This is a genomic window from Pseudomonas tolaasii NCPPB 2192, from assembly GCF_002813445.1.
Taxonomy (GTDB): domain Bacteria; phylum Pseudomonadota; class Gammaproteobacteria; order Pseudomonadales; family Pseudomonadaceae; genus Aquipseudomonas; species Aquipseudomonas tolaasii.
This window is the reverse complement of the sequence record NZ_PHHD01000001.1, coordinates 4018817-4036986: the sequence shown is the minus strand read 5'-3', so window position 1 is coordinate 4036986 and position 18170 is coordinate 4018817. Positions and strand designations below refer to the sequence as shown.

13 protein-coding genes are annotated in these 18170 nt (G+C 60.5%); 4 read left to right on the top strand and 9 right to left on the bottom strand.

Annotation, left to right across the window (positions count from 1 at the left end; translation table 11 throughout):
* Nucleotides 1-72: 72 nt before the first annotated feature.
* Nucleotides 73-558, bottom strand: a complete 486-nt coding sequence (locus tag ATI14_RS18770) for a DALR domain-containing protein (RefSeq protein ID WP_428842650.1) — start codon at nt 556-558, stop codon at nt 73-75.
* A gap of 139 nt (nt 559-697) precedes the next feature.
* Here ATI14_RS18770 and ATI14_RS18765 point away from each other — a divergent pair, with 139 nt between their 5' ends.
* Both ATI14_RS18765 and ATI14_RS18760 read left to right on the top strand, forming a co-directional pair.
* Nucleotides 698-1183, top strand: coding sequence for an Hcp family type VI secretion system effector (locus tag ATI14_RS18765; RefSeq protein WP_016969631.1), 486 nt, complete (start codon nt 698-700; stop codon nt 1181-1183).
* Nucleotides 1180-1893, top strand: a complete 714-nt coding sequence (locus ATI14_RS18760; protein WP_016969630.1) for a DUF4225 domain-containing protein — start codon at nt 1180-1182, stop codon at nt 1891-1893. The genes ATI14_RS18765 and ATI14_RS18760 overlap by 4 nt, the downstream gene beginning before the upstream one ends.
* Nucleotides 1894-2266: 373 nt before the next feature.
* On the opposite strand, the gene cysS is transcribed toward ATI14_RS18760, so the two are convergent.
* Both cysS and ATI14_RS18745 read right to left on the bottom strand, forming a co-directional pair.
* Nucleotides 2267-3655 (bottom strand): cysteine--tRNA ligase, encoded by a 1389-nt coding sequence (gene cysS / locus ATI14_RS18750; protein WP_016969628.1) that lies wholly within the window; start codon nt 3653-3655, stop codon nt 2267-2269.
* A gap of 18 nt (nt 3656-3673) precedes the next feature.
* On the bottom strand, nt 3674-5374 hold the full coding sequence (locus tag ATI14_RS18745; RefSeq protein WP_016969627.1) for a glutamine--tRNA ligase/YqeY domain fusion protein: 1701 nt from the start codon (nt 5372-5374) through the stop codon (nt 3674-3676).
* 261 nt (nt 5375-5635) lie between these two features.
* Between ATI14_RS18745 and ATI14_RS18740 the strand changes: the two genes are divergently transcribed.
* Both ATI14_RS18740 and lpxH read left to right on the top strand, forming a co-directional pair.
* Entirely contained in the window at nt 5636-6136 is a 501-nt protein-coding gene (locus ATI14_RS18740) for a peptidylprolyl isomerase (RefSeq protein ID WP_016969626.1), read from the top strand.
* A 2-nt stretch (nt 6137-6138) separates the two neighbouring features.
* Nucleotides 6139-6888, top strand: a complete 750-nt coding sequence (gene lpxH / locus ATI14_RS18735; RefSeq protein WP_016969625.1) for a UDP-2,3-diacylglucosamine diphosphatase — start codon at nt 6139-6141, stop codon at nt 6886-6888.
* Nucleotides 6889-7041: 153 nt separating this feature from the next.
* Here the strand turns inward: lpxH and ATI14_RS18730 are convergent, their stop codons facing one another.
* From ATI14_RS18730 to ATI14_RS18705, 6 genes are all read right to left on the bottom strand, one after another.
* Nucleotides 7042-8577, bottom strand: a complete 1536-nt coding sequence (locus tag ATI14_RS18730) for a DHA2 family efflux MFS transporter permease subunit (RefSeq protein ID WP_016969624.1) — start codon at nt 8575-8577, stop codon at nt 7042-7044.
* The gene (locus ATI14_RS18725; protein ID WP_017254168.1) at nt 8577-9773 is read right to left on the bottom strand and encodes an HlyD/EmrA/EmrK family protein; all 1197 of its coding nucleotides are present in this window, start codon (nt 9771-9773) and stop codon (nt 8577-8579) included. Before ATI14_RS18725 ends, ATI14_RS18730 begins: the two co-directional genes overlap by 1 nt.
* A gap of 15 nt (nt 9774-9788) precedes the next feature.
* Nucleotides 9789-11246 (bottom strand): efflux transporter outer membrane subunit, encoded by a 1458-nt coding sequence (locus tag ATI14_RS18720; protein WP_016969622.1) that lies wholly within the window; start codon nt 11244-11246, stop codon nt 9789-9791.
* Nucleotides 11243-11719 (bottom strand): MarR family winged helix-turn-helix transcriptional regulator, encoded by a 477-nt coding sequence (locus ATI14_RS18715; RefSeq protein WP_016969621.1) that lies wholly within the window; start codon nt 11717-11719, stop codon nt 11243-11245. The genes ATI14_RS18720 and ATI14_RS18715 overlap by 4 nt, the downstream gene beginning before the upstream one ends.
* A gap of 1033 nt (nt 11720-12752) precedes the next feature.
* Nucleotides 12753-16424 carry a translocation/assembly module TamB domain-containing protein gene (locus tag ATI14_RS18710; RefSeq protein WP_080520401.1) on the bottom strand — a complete coding sequence of 1224 codons (3672 nt, stop codon included), beginning with the start codon at nt 16422-16424 and terminating at the stop codon, nt 12753-12755.
* Entirely contained in the window at nt 16424-18151 is a 1728-nt protein-coding gene (locus ATI14_RS18705) for an autotransporter assembly complex protein TamA (RefSeq protein ID WP_080520402.1), read from the bottom strand. Before ATI14_RS18705 ends, ATI14_RS18710 begins: the two co-directional genes overlap by 1 nt.
* Nucleotides 18152-18170: the final 19 nt, after the last annotated feature.

The following is an 18170-nucleotide window of genomic DNA, read 5'->3' as shown; positions in this document are numbered from 1 at the left end:
AAGAATTCGCAAAGCGGGCACGGTAAAAAATGTGGGAGCTGGCTTGCCTGCGATAGCGGTATATCAGCCAGCCTATTCGGGACTGACACTCCGTAATCGCAGGCAAGCCAGCTCCCACAGGGGATTGAGTAAGCCGTTAAAACGCCGTGCAAAAAAAACGCCCATGGCGGTGAGCTGGTCGCGGATACGGTCGGATTCCGCCCAATCCTTGTTGGCCCGCGCGGTCAGGCGTGCCTGGATCAGCGCGTCCACTTCAGCGCCATCCACACGCCCTTCGGCGCCGACTTGCAGGAAGTCCTCAGGCTTCATTTGCAGAACCCCAAGCACACTGGCCAGTTCTTTCAGGCGAGCCGCCAGACCGGCCGCGGCGTCGAAATCGCTCTCGCGCAGGCGGTTGATCTCGCGCACCATCTCGAACAGCACGGCGCAGGCTTCCGGGAAATCCAGCGGGTCCTGCTTGGCTTCGGCGACTTCGATGCGTGCGCCAATGCGCAGGTCTTCGATTTTCTTGCGCGACAGCTTGCCGTAGCCCATGAACTTGGCGACGCGGTAGTACACGTCGCCATTGCCCAGGATCTCCAGACTAAAATATCGAATATTCCTACATCCGGCTCACACTATAAAAAGTGAAGCGTCTGATATTTCTTATTTATTCTTTTGCGTATGTTCAGGGTAAAAAACCCAGAGTGTTTACCCCATGGCATACCACGGCTACATGTCCATCAAAGGAAAATCCCAAGGTCTGATTTCGGCTGGCTGCTCGACCCAGGACTCTATCGGTAACAAGTGTCAGGAGGGGCACACGGACGAGATCATGGTGATGTCCTTTAACCACAATATGCTCAATACAGGCAACGTCAGGGCCTCTACCCATGGGCCGGTGGTGATTACAAAGAACATTGATAAATCATCGCCCTTGTTGGCCGTGGCGTTATCAAACCGAGAAGAACTGAGCTGCGTTATTAACTTTTATCGCACCTCGCAGTTTCGTCAGCTCGAGAAGTACTACACCGTCGATATCAGGGGCTGCATCATTACCAGCCTGACGATCGAAGTGCCGCACGCGGTTCTGTTAACCGATGTAGAAGCGCAGGAACACCTGGCGATTCGTTATCGAGAGATTATCTGGACCCATCATCTCGCGGGCACCAGTGGTTATGGCTCATGGGAAGCCGCACGATGAAATCGAAAAGCAAAAGCCAGGCCCCGACGTTCCATGATTTATGGGAAGTCAGCCAAGCTGCAGGAAGATTGACCAGCCAAGCGTGCACCATCAGCGCGCGCCATCTGCAGGATGGTATTACGCGGTCAATGTTCAATCGTGAAGTTGCTTATTACGCTCACAGCATCGTTAGCGACGTGGAGCAAGCAAAAAAGACAGCCGCAGAGGGGCTCATCGAACTTAAGAACGAGCAGCGTAGCCTGCTGAATCAGTCAATGGAAATCGGGCAAAAAGGAATAGGCGTTGTCGCTGGCGCACTTCAAATGGCCACAGGTGCTGGAATTTGTTATGCCTCCGTTGGCACGCTTTGCCTTATTGCCGGGGTGCCGTTGATGGCGCATGGTGCAAATAACGTCTATGAGGGTGGGCGTAATCTGATGACAGGGCAATCGGATACTGTGGGGCCGGTACGTGGCGCGTATCAATCGGCAGCGTCCGCTATGGGTTATGACGAGCGAGAAGCCAATATTGCCTATGGTTCAGTTGATATTGGGCTATCCGCCTACAGCATTGCGAGGCGTGTACTAAAGCCGGACGCTTGGCGTTTGTTCAGATACATAGACACAGACCGTATTCGAGTCTATAAAACCATGCATCCCATTTCATTGACGACCGAAGCGGCCGTAGACGCACTGACACTAAAACAAATACACCGAGAGCTGGAGAAATGATTGTATGGGCCTTTCCGGCATTTTCAGTTCTGGGGCTGATATTTGCATACAGCACAAAAGTAATTCTTTCCAGCAAAAACCTCGGATACACGAAGTTCTACGTTGGCTTCGCAATCAATATATTTTTCATGGTCACACTCATGGACGCTGTTAAGTTTGATAACTACATCTATTTTGGAAGTTGCCCTGAACTCATCGACACCTACCCGTCAATTGGCTGGTTCGCGCTCGTGTGTTTCTTTCTGCACACACTGGCTCTTCCGGTAAAGCATGATTTGAACTGGTGGTGGAAACGCTAAAGAGCATCGCTATTTTGCTGTGCAAAAAAAACGCCCCGAACCAGTCGGGGCGTTTTTCATTCAGCGTTTACCAATCAACCCTGATCAGCCAACCGCCACGTTGTCCCACCCTTCCCGTCTTCCAACACCACGCCCATGGCGGTGAGCTGGTCGCGGATACGGTCGGATTCCGCCCAATCCTTGTTGGCCCGCGCGGTCAGGCGTGCCTGGATCAGCGCGTCCACTTCAGCGCCATCCACACGCCCTTCGGCGCCGGCTTGCAGGAAGTCCTCAGGCTTCATTTGCAGAACCCCAAGCACACTGGCCAGTTCTTTCAGGCGAGCCGCCAGACCGGCCGCGGCGTCGAGATCGCTCTCGCGCAGGCGGTTGATCTCGCGCACCATCTCGAACAGCACGGCGCAGGCTTCCGGGGTGCCGAAGTCGTCGTTCATCACTTCGGTGAAGCGGGCCACGAAGGCTTCGCCGCCGGCAGGCGCAACACTCGGCAGGCCTTTCAACGCGTGGTAGAACCGCTCCAGGGCGCCCTTGGCGTCCTTGAGATTGTCTTCCGAATAGTTGATGGCGCTGCGGTAGTGGCTCGACACCAGCAGGTAACGCACAACCTCAGGATGGTACTTTTCCAGCACATCGCGAATGGTGAAGAAGTTGTTCAAGGACTTGGACATCTTCTCGCCATTGATGCGGATCATGCCGCAGTGCATCCAGGCGTTGGCGTAGGTCTTGCCGGTGGCGGCTTCGCTCTGGGCGATTTCGTTTTCGTGATGCGGGAACTCAAGGTCGCTGCCGCCGCCATGAATGTCGAAGGTCTCGCCCAGGCAGCAGGTGGACATCACCGAGCATTCGATGTGCCAGCCCGGACGGCCCGCGCCCCATGGCGACTCCCAGCTCGGCTCGCCCGGCTTGGTGCCTTTCCACAGCACGAAATCCAGCGGATCCTGCTTGGCTTCGTCGACTTCGATGCGTGCACCAATGCGCAGGTCTTCGATTTTCTTGCGCGACAGCTTGCCATAGCCCATGAACTTGGCGACGCGGTAGTACACGTCGCCATTGCCCGGGGCGTAGGCGTAACCCTTGTCGATCAGGGTCTGGATCATGGCGTGCATGCCCGGAATGTGGTCCGTGGCGCGCGGCTCCATGTCCGGCTTGAGGATGTTGAGGCGCGCCTCGTCCTCGTGCATCGCGGCGATCATGCGCTCGGTCAGCGCGTCGAACGACTCGCCGTTTTCGTTGGCGCGGTTGATGATCTTGTCGTCGATGTCGGTGATGTTGCGCACGTACGTCAAGTCATAGCCGCTGAAACGCAACCAGCGGGTCACCAGGTCGAAGGCAACCATGCTGCGGCCGTGGCCGATGTGGCAGTAGTCGTACACGGTCATGCCGCACACGTACATGCGCACCTTGTTGCCATCCAGCGGCTTGAAGACTTCTTTGGTCTTGCTGAGTGTGTTGTAGATCGTTAGCACAACGGCTTCCTTAGAGAATCACTGGCCCCACGAATCACGCAAGGTCACGGTACGGTTGAATACCGGGCGACCTGGTTTCGAGTCCTTGATATCTGCGCAGAAGTAACCTTCGCGCTCGAACTGGAAACGGTCTTCCGGCTGTGCTTCGCCCAACGAGGGTTCGGCACGACAACCAGTGAGTACTTGCAGGGAGTCAGGGTTGATGTTGTCGAGGAAGCTGGCGCTGTCTTCGGCCTTTTCAGGGTTCGGCGAGCGGAACAGGCGATCGTACAGGCGCACTTCGCACTCGATGCTGGCCGCCGCCGGCACCCAGTGGATCACGCCCTTGACCTTGCGGCCTTCAGGGTTCTTGCCCAGGGTGTCCGGGTCGTAGGAGCAACGCAGTTCGACGATGTTGCCATCGGCGTCCTTGATCGCTTCGTCGGCGCGGATCACATAGCTGCCACGCAGGCGCACTTCGCCATTCGGCTCCAGGCGCTTGTAGCCTTTTGGCGGCTCTTCCATGAAGTCATCGCGGTCGATGTAGATTTCACGGGCAAACGGCAGCTTGCGCACGCCGAGTTCTTCTTTCTGCGGATGGCGCGGCAGTTCGAGGTTGTCGACCTGGCCTTCCGGGTAGTTGGTGATCACGACCTTCAACGGACGCAGCACGCACATGGCACGCGGGGCGTTGGCGTCGAGGTCCTGGCGGATGCTGAATTCGAGCATGCCGAAATCCACCACGCCGTCAGAACGGTTGGTGCCGACCATGTCGCAGAAGTTGCGGATCGACGCGGGGGTGTAGCCACGACGGCGGAAACCCGACAGCGTGGACATGCGTGGGTCGTCCCAGCCATTGACGTGCTTTTCATCGACCAGTTGCTTGAGCTTGCGCTTGCTGGTGATGGTGTAGTTCAGGTTCAGGCGGCTGAATTCGTACTGACGCGGATGCGCCGGCACCGGCAGGCTGTCGAGGAACCATTCGTACAGCGGGCGATGGCTCTCGAACTCCAGGGTGCAGATGGAGTGGGTGATGCCTTCGATAGCATCCGACTGACCGTGGGTGAAGTCGTAGTTCGGGTAGATGCACCACTTGTCACCGGTCTGGTGGTGATGGGCATGGCGGATGCGGTACATGATCGGGTCGCGCAGGTTCATGTTAGGCGAGGCCATGTCGATCTTGGCGCGCAGCACGCGGGCGCCGTCCGGGAACTCGCCGGCACGCATGCGGGCAAACCAGTCCAGGTTCTCTTCCACCGAACGGTCGCGGAACGGGCTGTTCTTGCCCGGCTCGGTCAGGGTGCCACGGTATTCCTTGGCCTGTTCCGGGCTCAGGTCGTCGACGTAGGCCTTGCCGGCCTTGATCAGCTCGACAGCCCAGTCGTGCAATTGGTCGAAATATTGCGAGGCATAGCGCACTTCACCGGACCATTCGAAGCCCAGCCACTTCACATCGCTTTCGATGGCGTCGATGTATTCCTGGTCTTCCTTGGCCGGGTTGGTGTCGTCGAAACGCAGGTGCGTGACGCCACCGAACTCCTGGGCCAGGCCGAAGTTCACACAGATCGACTTGGCGTGACCGATGTGCAGGTAGCCGTTGGGCTCTGGCGGGAAGCGGGTGACGATCTGCGTGTGCTTGCCCGAATCCAGGTCCGCCTGGATGATCGGGCGCAGGAAATTGACCGGGACGGCAGGTCCGGCCTTGGAATTCGAGGTAGGGTCGACAGTGGGCTTGCTCATAGGATCCTTGAACAGACAGGTACGTGGCCGGGTCAGGCCAGATAAAACAAAGGCGATATCATAGCTGATGCTGTCAAGTACCTGACAGAGCGTGGTCGAAAACTGCTGCATTTATTGCATGGGCGGTAAAAAACCACCTCGAAATTCCCGCAGGTCACGCTAAACTGCGCGCCTTGGCCGAAGTTTTACCAAAGAAGTTTCGCCAAACCGGTAAGACGCCCCGGCGTCCACACCCACGAATTCCTTGAAAGAGAAACGACCATGACTCAAGTCAAACTGACCACCAACCACGGTGACATCGTCATCGAACTGAACGCCGAGAAAGCGCCGATCACCGTCGCCAACTTCATCGAGTACGTGAAAGCCGGCCACTACGAAAACACCGTTTTCCACCGCGTCATCGGTAACTTCATGATTCAGGGCGGCGGTTTCGAGCCTGGCATGAAAGAAAAGAAAGACAAGCGCCCAAGCATCCAGAACGAAGCGGATAACGGCCTCTCCAACGACAAGTACACCGTCGCCATGGCCCGTACCATGGAGCCGCATTCGGCCTCCGCGCAGTTCTTCATCAACGTGGCCGACAACGCCTTCCTGAACCACAGCGGCAAGAACGTGCAGGGTTGGGGCTACGCGGTGTTCGGTAAAGTGACTGAAGGCCAGGACGTCGTCGACAAGATCAAAGGCGTGCAGACCACCGGTAAAGCCGGTCACCAGGACGTACCGGTAGAAGACGTTATCGTCGAGAAAGCCGAGATCATCTAAGCGTGATACTGCTTATTTCAGATTTGCATCTGGAAGAGGAACGCCCGGACATTACCCGGGCGTTTCTGGATCTGCTCCACGGCCGCGCCCGTGGCGCCCAGGCGTTGTACATTCTGGGGGACTTCTTTGAAGCCTGGGTGGGCGACGATGGCATGACCCCCTTCCAGCGTTCGATTTGCAGCGCTTTGCGCGAACTGAGCGACAGCGGCACCCCGATTTTCATCATGCACGGCAACCGTGACTTCCTGATCGGCAAGGCCTTCTGCAAAGCAGCGGGCGCCACGTTGCTCAAGGACCCGAGTGTCGTGCAGCTCAATGGCGAACCCGTGCTGTTGATGCACGGCGACAGCCTCTGCACCCGCGACGTCGGCTATATGAAGCTGCGGCGCATCCTGCGCAATCCGATTGTGCTGTTCATCCTGCGCCACCTGCCCCTGCGTACCCGTCACAAGCTGGCGCGCAAGCTGCGCAGCGAGAGCCGCGCGCAGACGCGTATGAAGGCCAACGACATCGTCGATGTGACCCCCGAGGAAGTGCCACGGGTGATGCAGCAGTTCGGCGTGCGCACCCTGGTCCACGGCCACACCCACCGCCCCGCCATCCACAAGTTGCAGATTGGCGACCAGGCCGCCAGGCGCATTGTGCTGGGGGATTGGGACAAGCAAGGGTGGGCACTGCAGGTGGATGAGCAAGGGTTTCAACTGGCGGCGTTTGATTTTGTGAACCCGCAGTTGGCGTTGCCTGGGGCCTGAACCTTGCCTCTACACTGAACAAAATGTGGGAGCTGGCTTGCCTGCGATGCAGACACCTCGGTACATCTGATGCACCGAGGTGATGCTATCGCAGGCAAGCCAGCTCCCACACAAGCCAGCTCCCACATTGGATTGCATGCCACACTTCCTGGATCAGTGACCAGAAGCCTCCGGCCCGGCCTTGGCGCCAAACGGCGGCTTGGCCAGCCACACCAGCAACATCAAGCCCATGAACATCCACCCCAGCAACGTGAAGTAATCCACGGTGGACATCATGTACGCCTGGCTGGTGAGGATTTGATCCAGCTGCGCATACGCCTTTTGCCCTGCGCCACCCAGCGCCTGCAAGGCATCGCGCGTCGCGGAGTCATAGGTGGTCATGTTCTCGCTCATGTACGCGTGATGCTGGTCCGCCCGGCGAATCCAGATCCAGGTGGTCAACGAGGCCGCGAAGCTGCCGCCCAGGGTGCGCAGGAACGTCGCCAGCCCCGCGCCGTCGGCGATCTGGTGCGGCGGCAGGTCGGACATCAGGATGCTCAGGGTCGGCATGAAGAACAGCGCCACGCCGATCCCCATGAACAGTTGCACCAGGGCGATGTGCTGGAAATCCACCTGATTGGTGAAGCCCGCACGCATAAAGCAACTCAAGCCAATCGCCAGGAACGCCAGACCCGCCAGCAAGCGCAGGTCGAACTTGTGCGCGTACTTGCCCACAAACGGCGACATCAGTACCGGCAGAATGCCAATCGGCGCCACGGCCAGGCCCGCCCACGTAGCGGTGTAGCCCATCTGGGTCTGCAGCCACTGCGGCAGGATCAGGTTGATACCAAAGAAACCCGCGTAACCCAGGATCAACACGATAGTGCCAATGCGGAAGTTGCGGTACGCAAACAGGCGCAGGTTGACCACCGGGTGCTTGTCCGTCATCTCCCAGATGATGAATACCGCGAGCGCAATCACCGAAATCACCGCGCCGATGATAATGAAATTGGATTCGAACCAATCGAGGTCATTGCCCTTATCGAGAATGATCTGCAAGGCGCCCACGCCGACAATCAGGCTCAGCAGGCCCACATAGTCCATCGGCTGCGGGCTGGTGACCACCGGGCGTTTCTTGAGCTGCGAACGCACCACCATCACCGCAAAGACGCCGATGGGCACGTTGATAAAGAAGATCCATGGCCAACTGTAGCTGTCGGTGATCCACCCGCCGAGGATGGGCCCGGCAATCGGCGCCACCACCGTGACCATCGCCAGCAGCGCCAGGGCCATGCCGCGCCTCGCGGGCGGGTAGACGGCAATCAGCAATGTTTGGGTCATCGGGTACAGCGGCCCGGCCACCAGGCCTTGCAACACCCGAAAGCCGATCAGCTCGGGCATCGAGGTCGACACGCCGCACATGAATGAGGCGAGCACGAACAGCATGGTCGCCCACAAAAACAGTTTCACTTCGCCAAACCGCCGGCTCAGCCAGCCGGTCAGCGGCAAGGCAATCGCGTTACTCACCGCAAAGGAAGTAATGACCCAGGTGCCCTGCTCCGAACTCACGCCCAGGTTGCCGGAAATGGTCGGCAACGCCACGTTGGCGATGGTGGTGTCGAGCACCTGCATGAACGTCGCCAGCGACAGGCCGATGGTTGCCATCAGCAGGCTGGGCGGCGTGAACGACGCGGGGGCGTTGGCGCTCATCAGCGTTGCACAGCCTTGGGAGCGGCGACGCTGTTGTCATGGATCAGTTGGTTGATCATGGCATCGGCTTCGGCCAGTTGGCGCTCATACACGTTGGTGGTGAACGACGCCTGCTGCGGCGCCTGTTGCGCCAGCACCGGGCCGCTCTGGTCGTGCAGGTCCACCTTGACCACCGTGCTCAAGCCCACGCGCAGCGGGTTCTTGGCCAGCTCCTCGGCGTTGACATGAATGCGCACCGGCACCCGTTGCACGATCTTGATCCAGTTACCCGTGGCGTTCTGTGCAGGCAACAGGGCAAACGCACTGCCGGTGCCCGCACCAAGACTGTCGACGGTGCCGCTGAACTTCACGTCGCTGCCGTAGATATCGGCTTCGATGTCCACCGGCTGGCCGATGCGCATGTCACGCAGCTGGGTTTCCTTGAAGTTGGCGTCAATCCACAGCTGGTTCAGCGGGATGACCGCCATCAGCGCAGTGCCCGGCTGAACACGCTGGCCCAGTTGCACGGTGCGTTTGGCCACATAGCCGGTGACCGGCGCAATCAGGGTACTGCGGGCGTTGGCCAGGTAGGCCTGACGCAGTTGCGCGGCGGCAGCCTGCACGTCCGGGTGGGAGGAAATCACCGTGTCGTCCACCAGCGCATTGGTGGTTTTCAGTTGTTGCTCAAGGTTGGTCAGCGCGTTTTTCGCCGCCGTCAGGCTGTCACGGGCGTGGGACAGTTCTTCCTGGGAAATCGCCCCGCCCTGGGCCAGGGTTTTACGACGGTTGAAATTGTCCTGGGCCGTTTGCACATCGGCTTTCTGGGCGTTGACCTGGGCTTTCATGCCATCGACATTGCTGTACAAACCGCGCACCTGGCGCACGGTGCGCGCCAGGTTGGCCTGGGCACTTTGCAGGCCGACGGCCGCATCGTTCGGGTCGAAATTGACCAGCACCTGGCCTTCATGGACCAGGTCGCCGTCGTCGGCACCAATGCTCACCACCGTACCGGTGACCAGCGGCGTGATCTCCACCACGTTGCCGTTCACGTAGGCGTCGTCGGTGCTTTCACTGAAGCGCCCGTAAAACTCGTACCAGCCCCACACGCCCACGGCGCCGAGAATGACGATCAGCGCCAGGCCGATCAGCATCACCTTGCGTTTGCGCGGGTTCTTGTCCTCTGGTTGTTCTGTTGTGTTGCTTTGGGCAGTGGCCATGACAAATACCTCAAATTATTCCGTACGGGTGGCGGGGCTGGTCGTGGTCGCTGCCACGTTATCGGCGTTAAAGCCGCCACCCAGGGCTTGCATCAATTGAATCGACAGATCGATCTGCGCGGCATTCAGCGTCGCCAGCTGACGCTGGGCCTGCAGCAGTTGCTGCTCGATGCTGAGCACATCCAGGTAGTTGCCGATACCTGAGCTGTAACGCTGCACACCGGTGTCGTAGGACTGCTGCGCAATGTCTGCGGCGTGTTGCTGCGCCTGAATCTGGCGCCCGGTTTCGCGCAACTGCACCAGGCTGTTACCGATATCACCCAGGGCTTGCACCAGGGTTTTGTTGTACTGGGCCACGGCCAGGTCGTAATCGGCGTCGCGGGCATCGAGGTCGGCACGCAGGCGGCCACCGTCGAAGATCGGCAATGAGAGGGTCGGCGCAATACTGAAGAAACGGCTGGCCGACCCGAACATCGCGTCACCCAGCAACGACTCGGCCCCGGCGCTCGCGCTCAGGTTGAGGTTGGGGTAGAAGCGGGTTTTGCTCGCGGCCACATTTTTACTCGCGGCCTCCACACGCCATCGGGCGGCGATCAGGTCCGGGCGACGGCCCAGCAGTTCGGCGGGCAGCACCGACGGCACCGCAACCGCTCCGGGTTTCAACACGTTCGGGCGCACCAGTTCACTGCCACGGTCCGGGCCTTTGCCGAGCAATACGGCCAGGGCGATTTTCGCACTCTGCAGTTGTTTCTCCGCATCGATCAACTGCGACTGCGAGCTGGCTTCCAGGCTTTCGGTTTGCTGGTACTGGTATTCGCTGTCGATGCCCGAGTTCAGGCGACGCTTGCTCAGGTCGAGCATCTGGCGGGTGCGTTTGAGGTCGTCATTGGCCAGGTCGCGCACGATATGGGCCTGGCCCAGGTCGCTGTAGGCCTTGGCGACGTTGGCGGCCAGGGTCAGGCGCGCAGCCTGCCGGTCGATTTCGGCGGCGCGGGCTTCGCCCAACGCGGCTTCCCAGGCGGCGCGCTGGCCACCCCAGAGGTCGAAGTTGTAATTGAAACTGGCGCCGATGTTACGCACGGTGGCGTAGGCATCGCCTTCGCCACGCGGGTCCTGATCCTTGGCCAGGCGCGAGCGGGTTACACCGGCGCTGGCATCCAGGGTCGGCAGGCGAGCGGCGTTGGCGGCATAGGCAGCGGCTTCGGCCTGATGGGCGCGAGCGCTGGCGACTTGCATGTCCGGGCTGTTTTGCAGGGCTTCGGCGATCAGGCCGTCCAGCTGCGGGTCGCCCAGGCTTTTCCACCAATCGGCAGTTGGCCAGGCGGCGTTCGAGAGGGTCACACCGCTCAAGGACTTGCCGGTTTGCAAGGTATTGGCGTCGAGGCGTTTGCCTTGGGTGTCCAGGCCACTGTAGTTGGCGCAACCGGCCAGCGTCATCGCTACCAGCACCAGGCTCAATGCGCGAGTGTTCATTTGTTACCTACTACCCGCTGGATGACGATGGCGTCACCGGCAGCTACCAGAATTTTCGTGAGGATGCGCTCCAGGTCTTGCAACTCGCCGGGCGCGAGCGCCCCCGTCAGCTCGTTCAACGACTGCGCGCCAATGTGCGGCAGCATGTCCGCCAGGCGCTGGCCGTCTTCGGTCAACACCAGCCGCACCTGGCGCCGGTCTTGCTCGGAACGCTGACGCGCCAGCAACCCCTTTTGCTCCAGACGATCGAGCATGCGGGTCATGGAACCGCTGTCCAGGGACAGGTTGCGGCACAGCTCGGCAGGCGTATCGACATCGAACTGGGCAATGATGATCAACACCTTGAACTGCGCGGCGGTGACGCCGTGCGGCTCCATGTGGGTGTCGATGATGCGGTCCTTGAGCAGCGCAGCGCGGCCGAGCAGCAGGCCGAGGTGGCAGTTGCGAAAGCTGTCGGGGGTGAAGTGGGTCATCGGAAGTCACCTTATTACTGCCTAAGCAGTGAATGTATGACAGGATGTTACTGCTTAGGCAGCGAATGTCAAATGGAATTATTAGCTTGCTTGCTATTTCCGCGACGAGTGGCCGGGCACCTAACAACTGTGGGAGCAGGTTTGCCTGCGATTACGGTCTTTTGATCGTTCCCACGCTCTGCGTGGTAATGCCGCCCGGGACGCTCCGCGTCCCGCCAGCCCCGCAGGTTTCAAGCCTTGTGCATGCGACGCGGAGCGCCACGGGCTGTATTCCCACGCAGAGCGTGGGAACAATCAAGCGTGTACCGGCTTTAAAAATCCCGCTTGTAGAAAATATTGATCGTTCCCACGCTCTGCGTGGGAACGCCGCCTGGGACGCTCCGCGTCCCGCCAGCCCCGCAGGTTTCAAGCCTTGTGTATGCGACGCGGAGCGTCACGGGCTGTATTCCCACGCAGAGCGTGGGAACAATCAACCGTGTACCGGCTTTAAAAATCCCGCTTGTTTGATCGTTCCCACGCTCTGCGTGGGAATGCCGCCTGGGACGCTCCGCGTCCCGCCAGCCCCGCAGGTTTCAAGCCTTGTGTATGCGACGCGGAGCGTCACGGGCTGTATTCCCACGCAGAGCGTGGGAACAATCAACCGTGTACCGGCTTTAAAAATCCCGCTTGTTTGATCGTTCCCACGCTCTGCATGGGAATGCCGCCTGGGACGCTCTGCGTCCCGCCAGCTCCGCAGGTTTCAAGCCTTGTGCATGCGACGCGGAGCGTCACGGGCTGTGTTCCCACGCAGAGCGTGGGAACAATCAATTTCCGCGACCAGTGGCTGGGTACATAACAACTGTGGGAGCTGCGGTGCGACGATTCGACTTGCCTGCGATAGCGGTTGATCGTTCCCACGCTCTGCGTGGGAATGCCGCCCGGGACGCTCCGCGTCCCGCCAGCCCCGCAGGTTTCAAGCCTTGTGCATGCGACGCGGAGCGCCACGGGCTGTATTCCCACGCAGAGCGTGGGAACAATCAAGCGTGTACCGGCTTTAAAAATCCCGCTTGTAGAAAATATCCAGCGAACTGGCCACGCCGCTCGCCACTTCCAGATACACCTTCTTGCTCAACAGGTAGCGCAACGCGATGGTGTTGGCCGGTTCGAACACCCCCACCCCGTAACGCAGGCTGAGTTTCTCGGTGATCTTGCCACTGGCCACCACGGCGGTGTTGTTGCCGCTGCCCTGGGTGTCGAGGTCGAAGTCCTGGATGCCCAGCTTGTTGGCAATGTCCGACGTCACCCCGGCGCTGCCCATCAGGCCAAGCCCCAGCGCCGCCTGAGCGAGCATGTTGTTGTCTTCGCCGGTGGTACTCAGCGGACGCCCCAGCACCAGGTAAGACAGCGCCTGCTCCTGGCTCATCGCCGGCTCCGAGAAGATCTGCGTGGTCGGCTGCTCGGCGCTGCCGCTCAGGCGGATGCCGGCCGTCACGTCGTCGGTCTTGCGGATGGCTTCGATGTCCAGGTACGGCTGGTCGAGCGGCCCGGCGAACAGCAGGCGCGCACGGCGCACGTCGAGCCGCTGGCCGTAGGCGCGGTAACGACCGTCGTTGAGCCACAGTTCGCCACGGGTGTCCATGTTGTCGCCGATATGCACGTGGCCCTGCACCTTGGCCGTCAGGCCAAAGCCCGAGAAGCTGAGTTTGTCTTCGCCCACCACCACGTCGATGTCCATGGCCATGGCCATCGGCGGTTTGCCCTCTTCGGTCTGGCTGCCGACGATCACGGTGTCATCCGACACCTTGACCGTTGACGGCGGCAGTTCGCGCACGGTGATCTCGCCACGCGGGATTTGCACTTTGCCGGCAATCGCGAGCTTGTCGTTTTTAAGGCTGATCTTCAGGTCCGGCGCCACTTCCAGCACGGCGTAAGGCTCCACCGTGACCGGCAATTGCGAGCCTTGCAGGCTCAAATCCACCACCAGCGCCTGGCCCCAGTCGATTTGCCCCTTGAGGCTGCCCTGCCCCGCCTTGCCGCTGCGCCACGCGCCATTGAGCTGCACGCTTTCGCCGGCGATCAACGCCTGCACATTCAAGCCTTCAAGGCTGACCGGCAGTTCCGGCCCGGAGACTTCGCCGTCCACCAGGTTCACGTTGCCGTTGACCTGCGGCGCCAGCAACCCGCCGGATATGCGACCGCTGCCGTTAAGTTTGCCGGTGAGTTTTTCCACCATCGGCACGAATGGCCGCGCGACGGCGAGATCGAGACCGTTGAGGGTGAAATTACCGGTGATCGGCTTGTTTTTCGGCAGCGGGTTGATCTGTGCCTGCACCAGCAACTCGCCGAGCTTGCCGCCACGGAAGTTGAGCTGGGTGTCGATGCGCCTGGGGTTGAGCGTAGTGTCCAGTTTCAGGGTGTCGTAGGGGAAGTCCACCCACTGGGTTTTGTCTTTCACGCGCAAGGTGCCACCGCTGGCGTCTACCGCAATCACGCCTTTGGGGCCACTGTTCGGCAGGTCGAGCTGCACGTCGGCGTTGAGCTTGCCTTGCCAGGCGAAATCCTTGGGCAAAAACGCTGCCAGGCTGTCGATGGGGAATTGCTTGAGGTGGTAACGCAGCTTGGGCTCGGGCATCAGGCGTTGGTCTTCACCACACAGGCTGGCCGGGCCGGAGACCCAGCAATGCGCAGCAAAAGTCAGCTTGCCGTCAGTCAGCCGTTCGATCTTCGCCGGGGCTTGCAGCTTCCAGTCCTGGCCGCCGGCCTGCACGTCACCGCTGGCCAGGCGGCCGCGCCAGTTGCCCTTGTCGAGGTTGCCGTCCAGCGCCAGGGCGAGCTTGACCAGAGGCCCGGTAAGGTCGAGCTGGACCTTTTGGCTCTTGATATCGCCCTGGGCGCTGGCGGTCAGCGTGCCAACCTGGGTCTCACCGGCCTGAATGCCACTGCCCTTGAAGTCGATCTTGGCGCGCTGGGCGTTGTCGAGCGTCGCGTCGAGGGTCAGGTTTTGCAGCTGATTATCGGCGAAGGCCAGTTGTTGACCTTTGAGATCGAGCTTGCCCTGGGGCGCTTTCAGGCTGCCGGCCACATCGACACGCCCATTGATTTGCCCACGCAACTGCGGCCACAGCTGGGCCAGACGCGCGAGTTTGATATCGATTTGCCCGGCCAGCCGCTGTTGCAGGCTGCCACTGCCATTGATGCGGTTATCGCCCAGGCGGATATCCAGGTTGGCGAGGGTCCATTGCTCACCCGCGCCTTCGGCCTTGGCCGCAAGCACTGCGGTTTGGCCGCGCAAGCGGCCCTTGAGGTCGAGGTCGGCGTTCAGCTTGAGCTGCTCGTTCTTGAACCCGCCTTTGCTGCGCAACGGCCCGGCCAATGTACCCGGCAACTCCGCCACCCAGTACGCCGGGTTCAGCGCCGATAGATCCAGCGCCGTGTCCCAGGCAATGCCGTCGGCGAACTGCACATTCAAATGGCCCTCGGCCTTGCCTTGGCCGGCGGTCAATTTCAGCTCGGGCAGGAAGACTTGCTTGAGGTCGCCACTGAACGGCGTGACCACATTGAACTTGCCGGCCGGGCCATCGAGGTCGGCATTCAGGTTGCCGAGGTAATTGCCATCTTTGTAGGAAATCTCGCCATTGAAGGTGCGCAAGGTGACTTGCGGTTCGTCGATCAATGGGTAGAGGCGGTGCCAGGGGAAATCCAGCCAGGCGATTTTCGCATCGGCGCTGAAGCCTTGCTGCCAATCCAGGTTGGCACTGAGCTTGAGGCTTTGCTGGTCACCGGCATTCAGGTCCAGGCCGGCGATTTGCGCGCCTTTGGCGTCGACCCTGCCTTGCAGCAACAAGTCCACCGGGCCTTTTTCCGCAGGCAGTACCGCTTTGCCCAGCAATTGGTAACCATTTTTCAGGTCGCCTTTGGCGGTAAGGTCCAGGCCGTTGAGTTGCAAGGTGTCGGGCAGATCGGCGCTGGGTTTGAAGCTGTCAGCGGTGATGTGCAACTGCGCGGGCAGGTTTTCCACCAGCGGTTGCAACTCGCCGCTGAGCTTGGCAGGCAGGTAGCCGCTGCTGTCGGCATCCAGTTTGAGGGTCTTGAGCAGATCACCGTCAACCTTGAGCGCCAGCTTCCACGGCGCTCCGCCGGGCGCGTAGGGCAGGCTCAGGTCGCCGGTGGCGTTGAGCGGCCAGTCGCCGTGAGGTTGCAACAGGCCGTTGAGGTCGAGCACCAGGCCGTCACGTTGCAGGTGCACCGCGTCAATCTGCAGGCCGGCAGCCGTCCAGTGCGCCGCCAGTTGAAGGCCCTTGAGCTCTTCGCTGCCATTAAACAGCAGGCGGCCGACGCGAACGTCGCCCAACTGGATGGCCACCGGCAGTTTCAAGTCGGGCAACTGAATCGGCCCGCTGCTTTCATCGGCGCCCGGTGGAAATTGCAGGCTGACCTGTTCCACGTCCAGCTGATTGATGCACAGCGTCATGCGCAGCAGGCACGCGGGCGACCAATCAAACGTCGGCGTGCCGAGTTCGACCCGGCTGGCATCTTGCTGCCAGAGCAAATGGTCAGCACGCCATTGGCCACCCAGGTGGCCCTGGAAATTCTCTACGGTCAAACCCGGCACCTGACCTAACGCCCAGCGGCTGCCCGCCTGAGTGCCGAGCACCGTCCACAGCGCCAGCACTATCAAGGCCAGGGCTGCCACCACGGCCAGCCCTGCTATTTTCAAACCACGCATCACAGCTCAGGCCCCATGGAAAAGTGCAATCGAATGCCGCCCGGGTCTTCCAGGGCATGGGCCAAATCGAGGCGAATCGGACCGACCGGCGATACCCAACGCACACCCACGCCCACGCCGGTTTTCAGGCTCGGCAGGTCGAGGTTGTTGAAGGAGTTGCCCTGGTCGATAAAGGTCGCGATCCGCCATTTATCGGTGATGGAATATTGGTACTCGGCGCTCAGCGCCACCATGTAGCGGCCGCCGATACGGTCGCCGCGATCATTTTCGGGCGACAGGGTCTGGTACTCGTAACCACGCACGCTTTGGTCGCCACCGGCAAAGAAGCGCAGTGACGGCGGTATCGACTTGTAACCATTGGTGGCGCTGCCGCCGAACTGGGCGCGGCCGAGGAAACGGTGGTTGTCCCACAACGTCGTCAACCCCTTGAGGGTGGCAGTGCCATAAAGCAGGTTGGTGTCGGAACCCAGGCCTTCCTTGGCGACCTTGGCATCGAACGCCAGGCGGTAGCCGTTGTGCGGGTCGATACGGTTGTCACTGCGCAGGTAGGAATAGTTGATACCCGGCATGACCAGGTTGCTCAGGCCTGAGTCATTGCCCTCGCGGTATTCTTCACGTTGGTATTTGAGCGAGATGATGCGGGTCCAGCCGCTGGGCAATTTGCTGTGCCACTCAGGGCCCAGGGTGAGCAACTTACTCAGTGTGTCGCTGTTGGCCAGTTCTTCGTTCTGGTAGCCGCCGGCGAAGCGCAGTTTGTCGGTCAATGGCGGGTCGAGCGGAATGTCGTACCACAGGCCGACGTTCTGCCGGGGCGCCGACAGTTCGGCTTCCCAGCCATAGCTGTGGCCCAGGGGGTTGACCCAGTGCCGCGTCCAGTTGGCTTTGCCGCGCGGGCCGACGTCGGTGGAATAACCCAGGCCCAGGCCCATGGTGCGTGGCTTGCGCGTCTGCAGTTGCACCGCCACCGGAATCACGTCGTTGGCCGACGCGGCGGGCGCGGCGTCCACACGCACGCCTTCGAAGAAGCCACTGCCTTGCAGGTTCTGGTTAAGTTCGGCGATCAGTTCGGAGTCGTACGGCGTGCCGCTTTTGAACGGCACCATGCGTTGCAGCAGGTCTTCATCAAACGGCGTATCGCCGGTGAAGCTGACCTTGCCCATGGTGTAACGCGGACCGCTGTCGTAGATAAGTTCGATATCGGCCACACCCGCCTGCGGGTCGACCGAGAGTTTTTGACGGATAAAGCGCCCGCTGAAAAAACCGTAACGCGAGGCCTGGTTCTGGATCAGCCGCTTGGCGTCTTCGTAATGGCCATGGTTGAGCACGGCGCCGGACTTGAGGTCGTCACCGCCAGGCACACGAAAGGATTTAAGGTCTGCGGCCTGGCCATCGACCCGAATGGTCACGTCGCGCAAATGCACCGGCTCGCCGGGGTTGATGGTGAGGATCAGGCGCGGGTTCTTGCCGCCCTTCACATCACTTTTGATCAGTGGCTGATAGTAGCCCAAGGCCTGGGCGGCTTTGCGCGCCTGCTCCTCGGCGCCACGGCTGAACCGCAGCAAGGCTTCTTCATCACGATCGCCTACCCCGCCGATATAGCCTTCGATGTTGGCTTTCAACGCGTCGTTTGAGGGCTTGATGCGCACGTCCAATTCGCTTTGCGCCAAAGCGCCGCAGCTTGTGAACAGCAGAATCAAGCCGCTGGTAAATCTTCCTGGAAACTTCATAGGCGCGGATGCTACACGA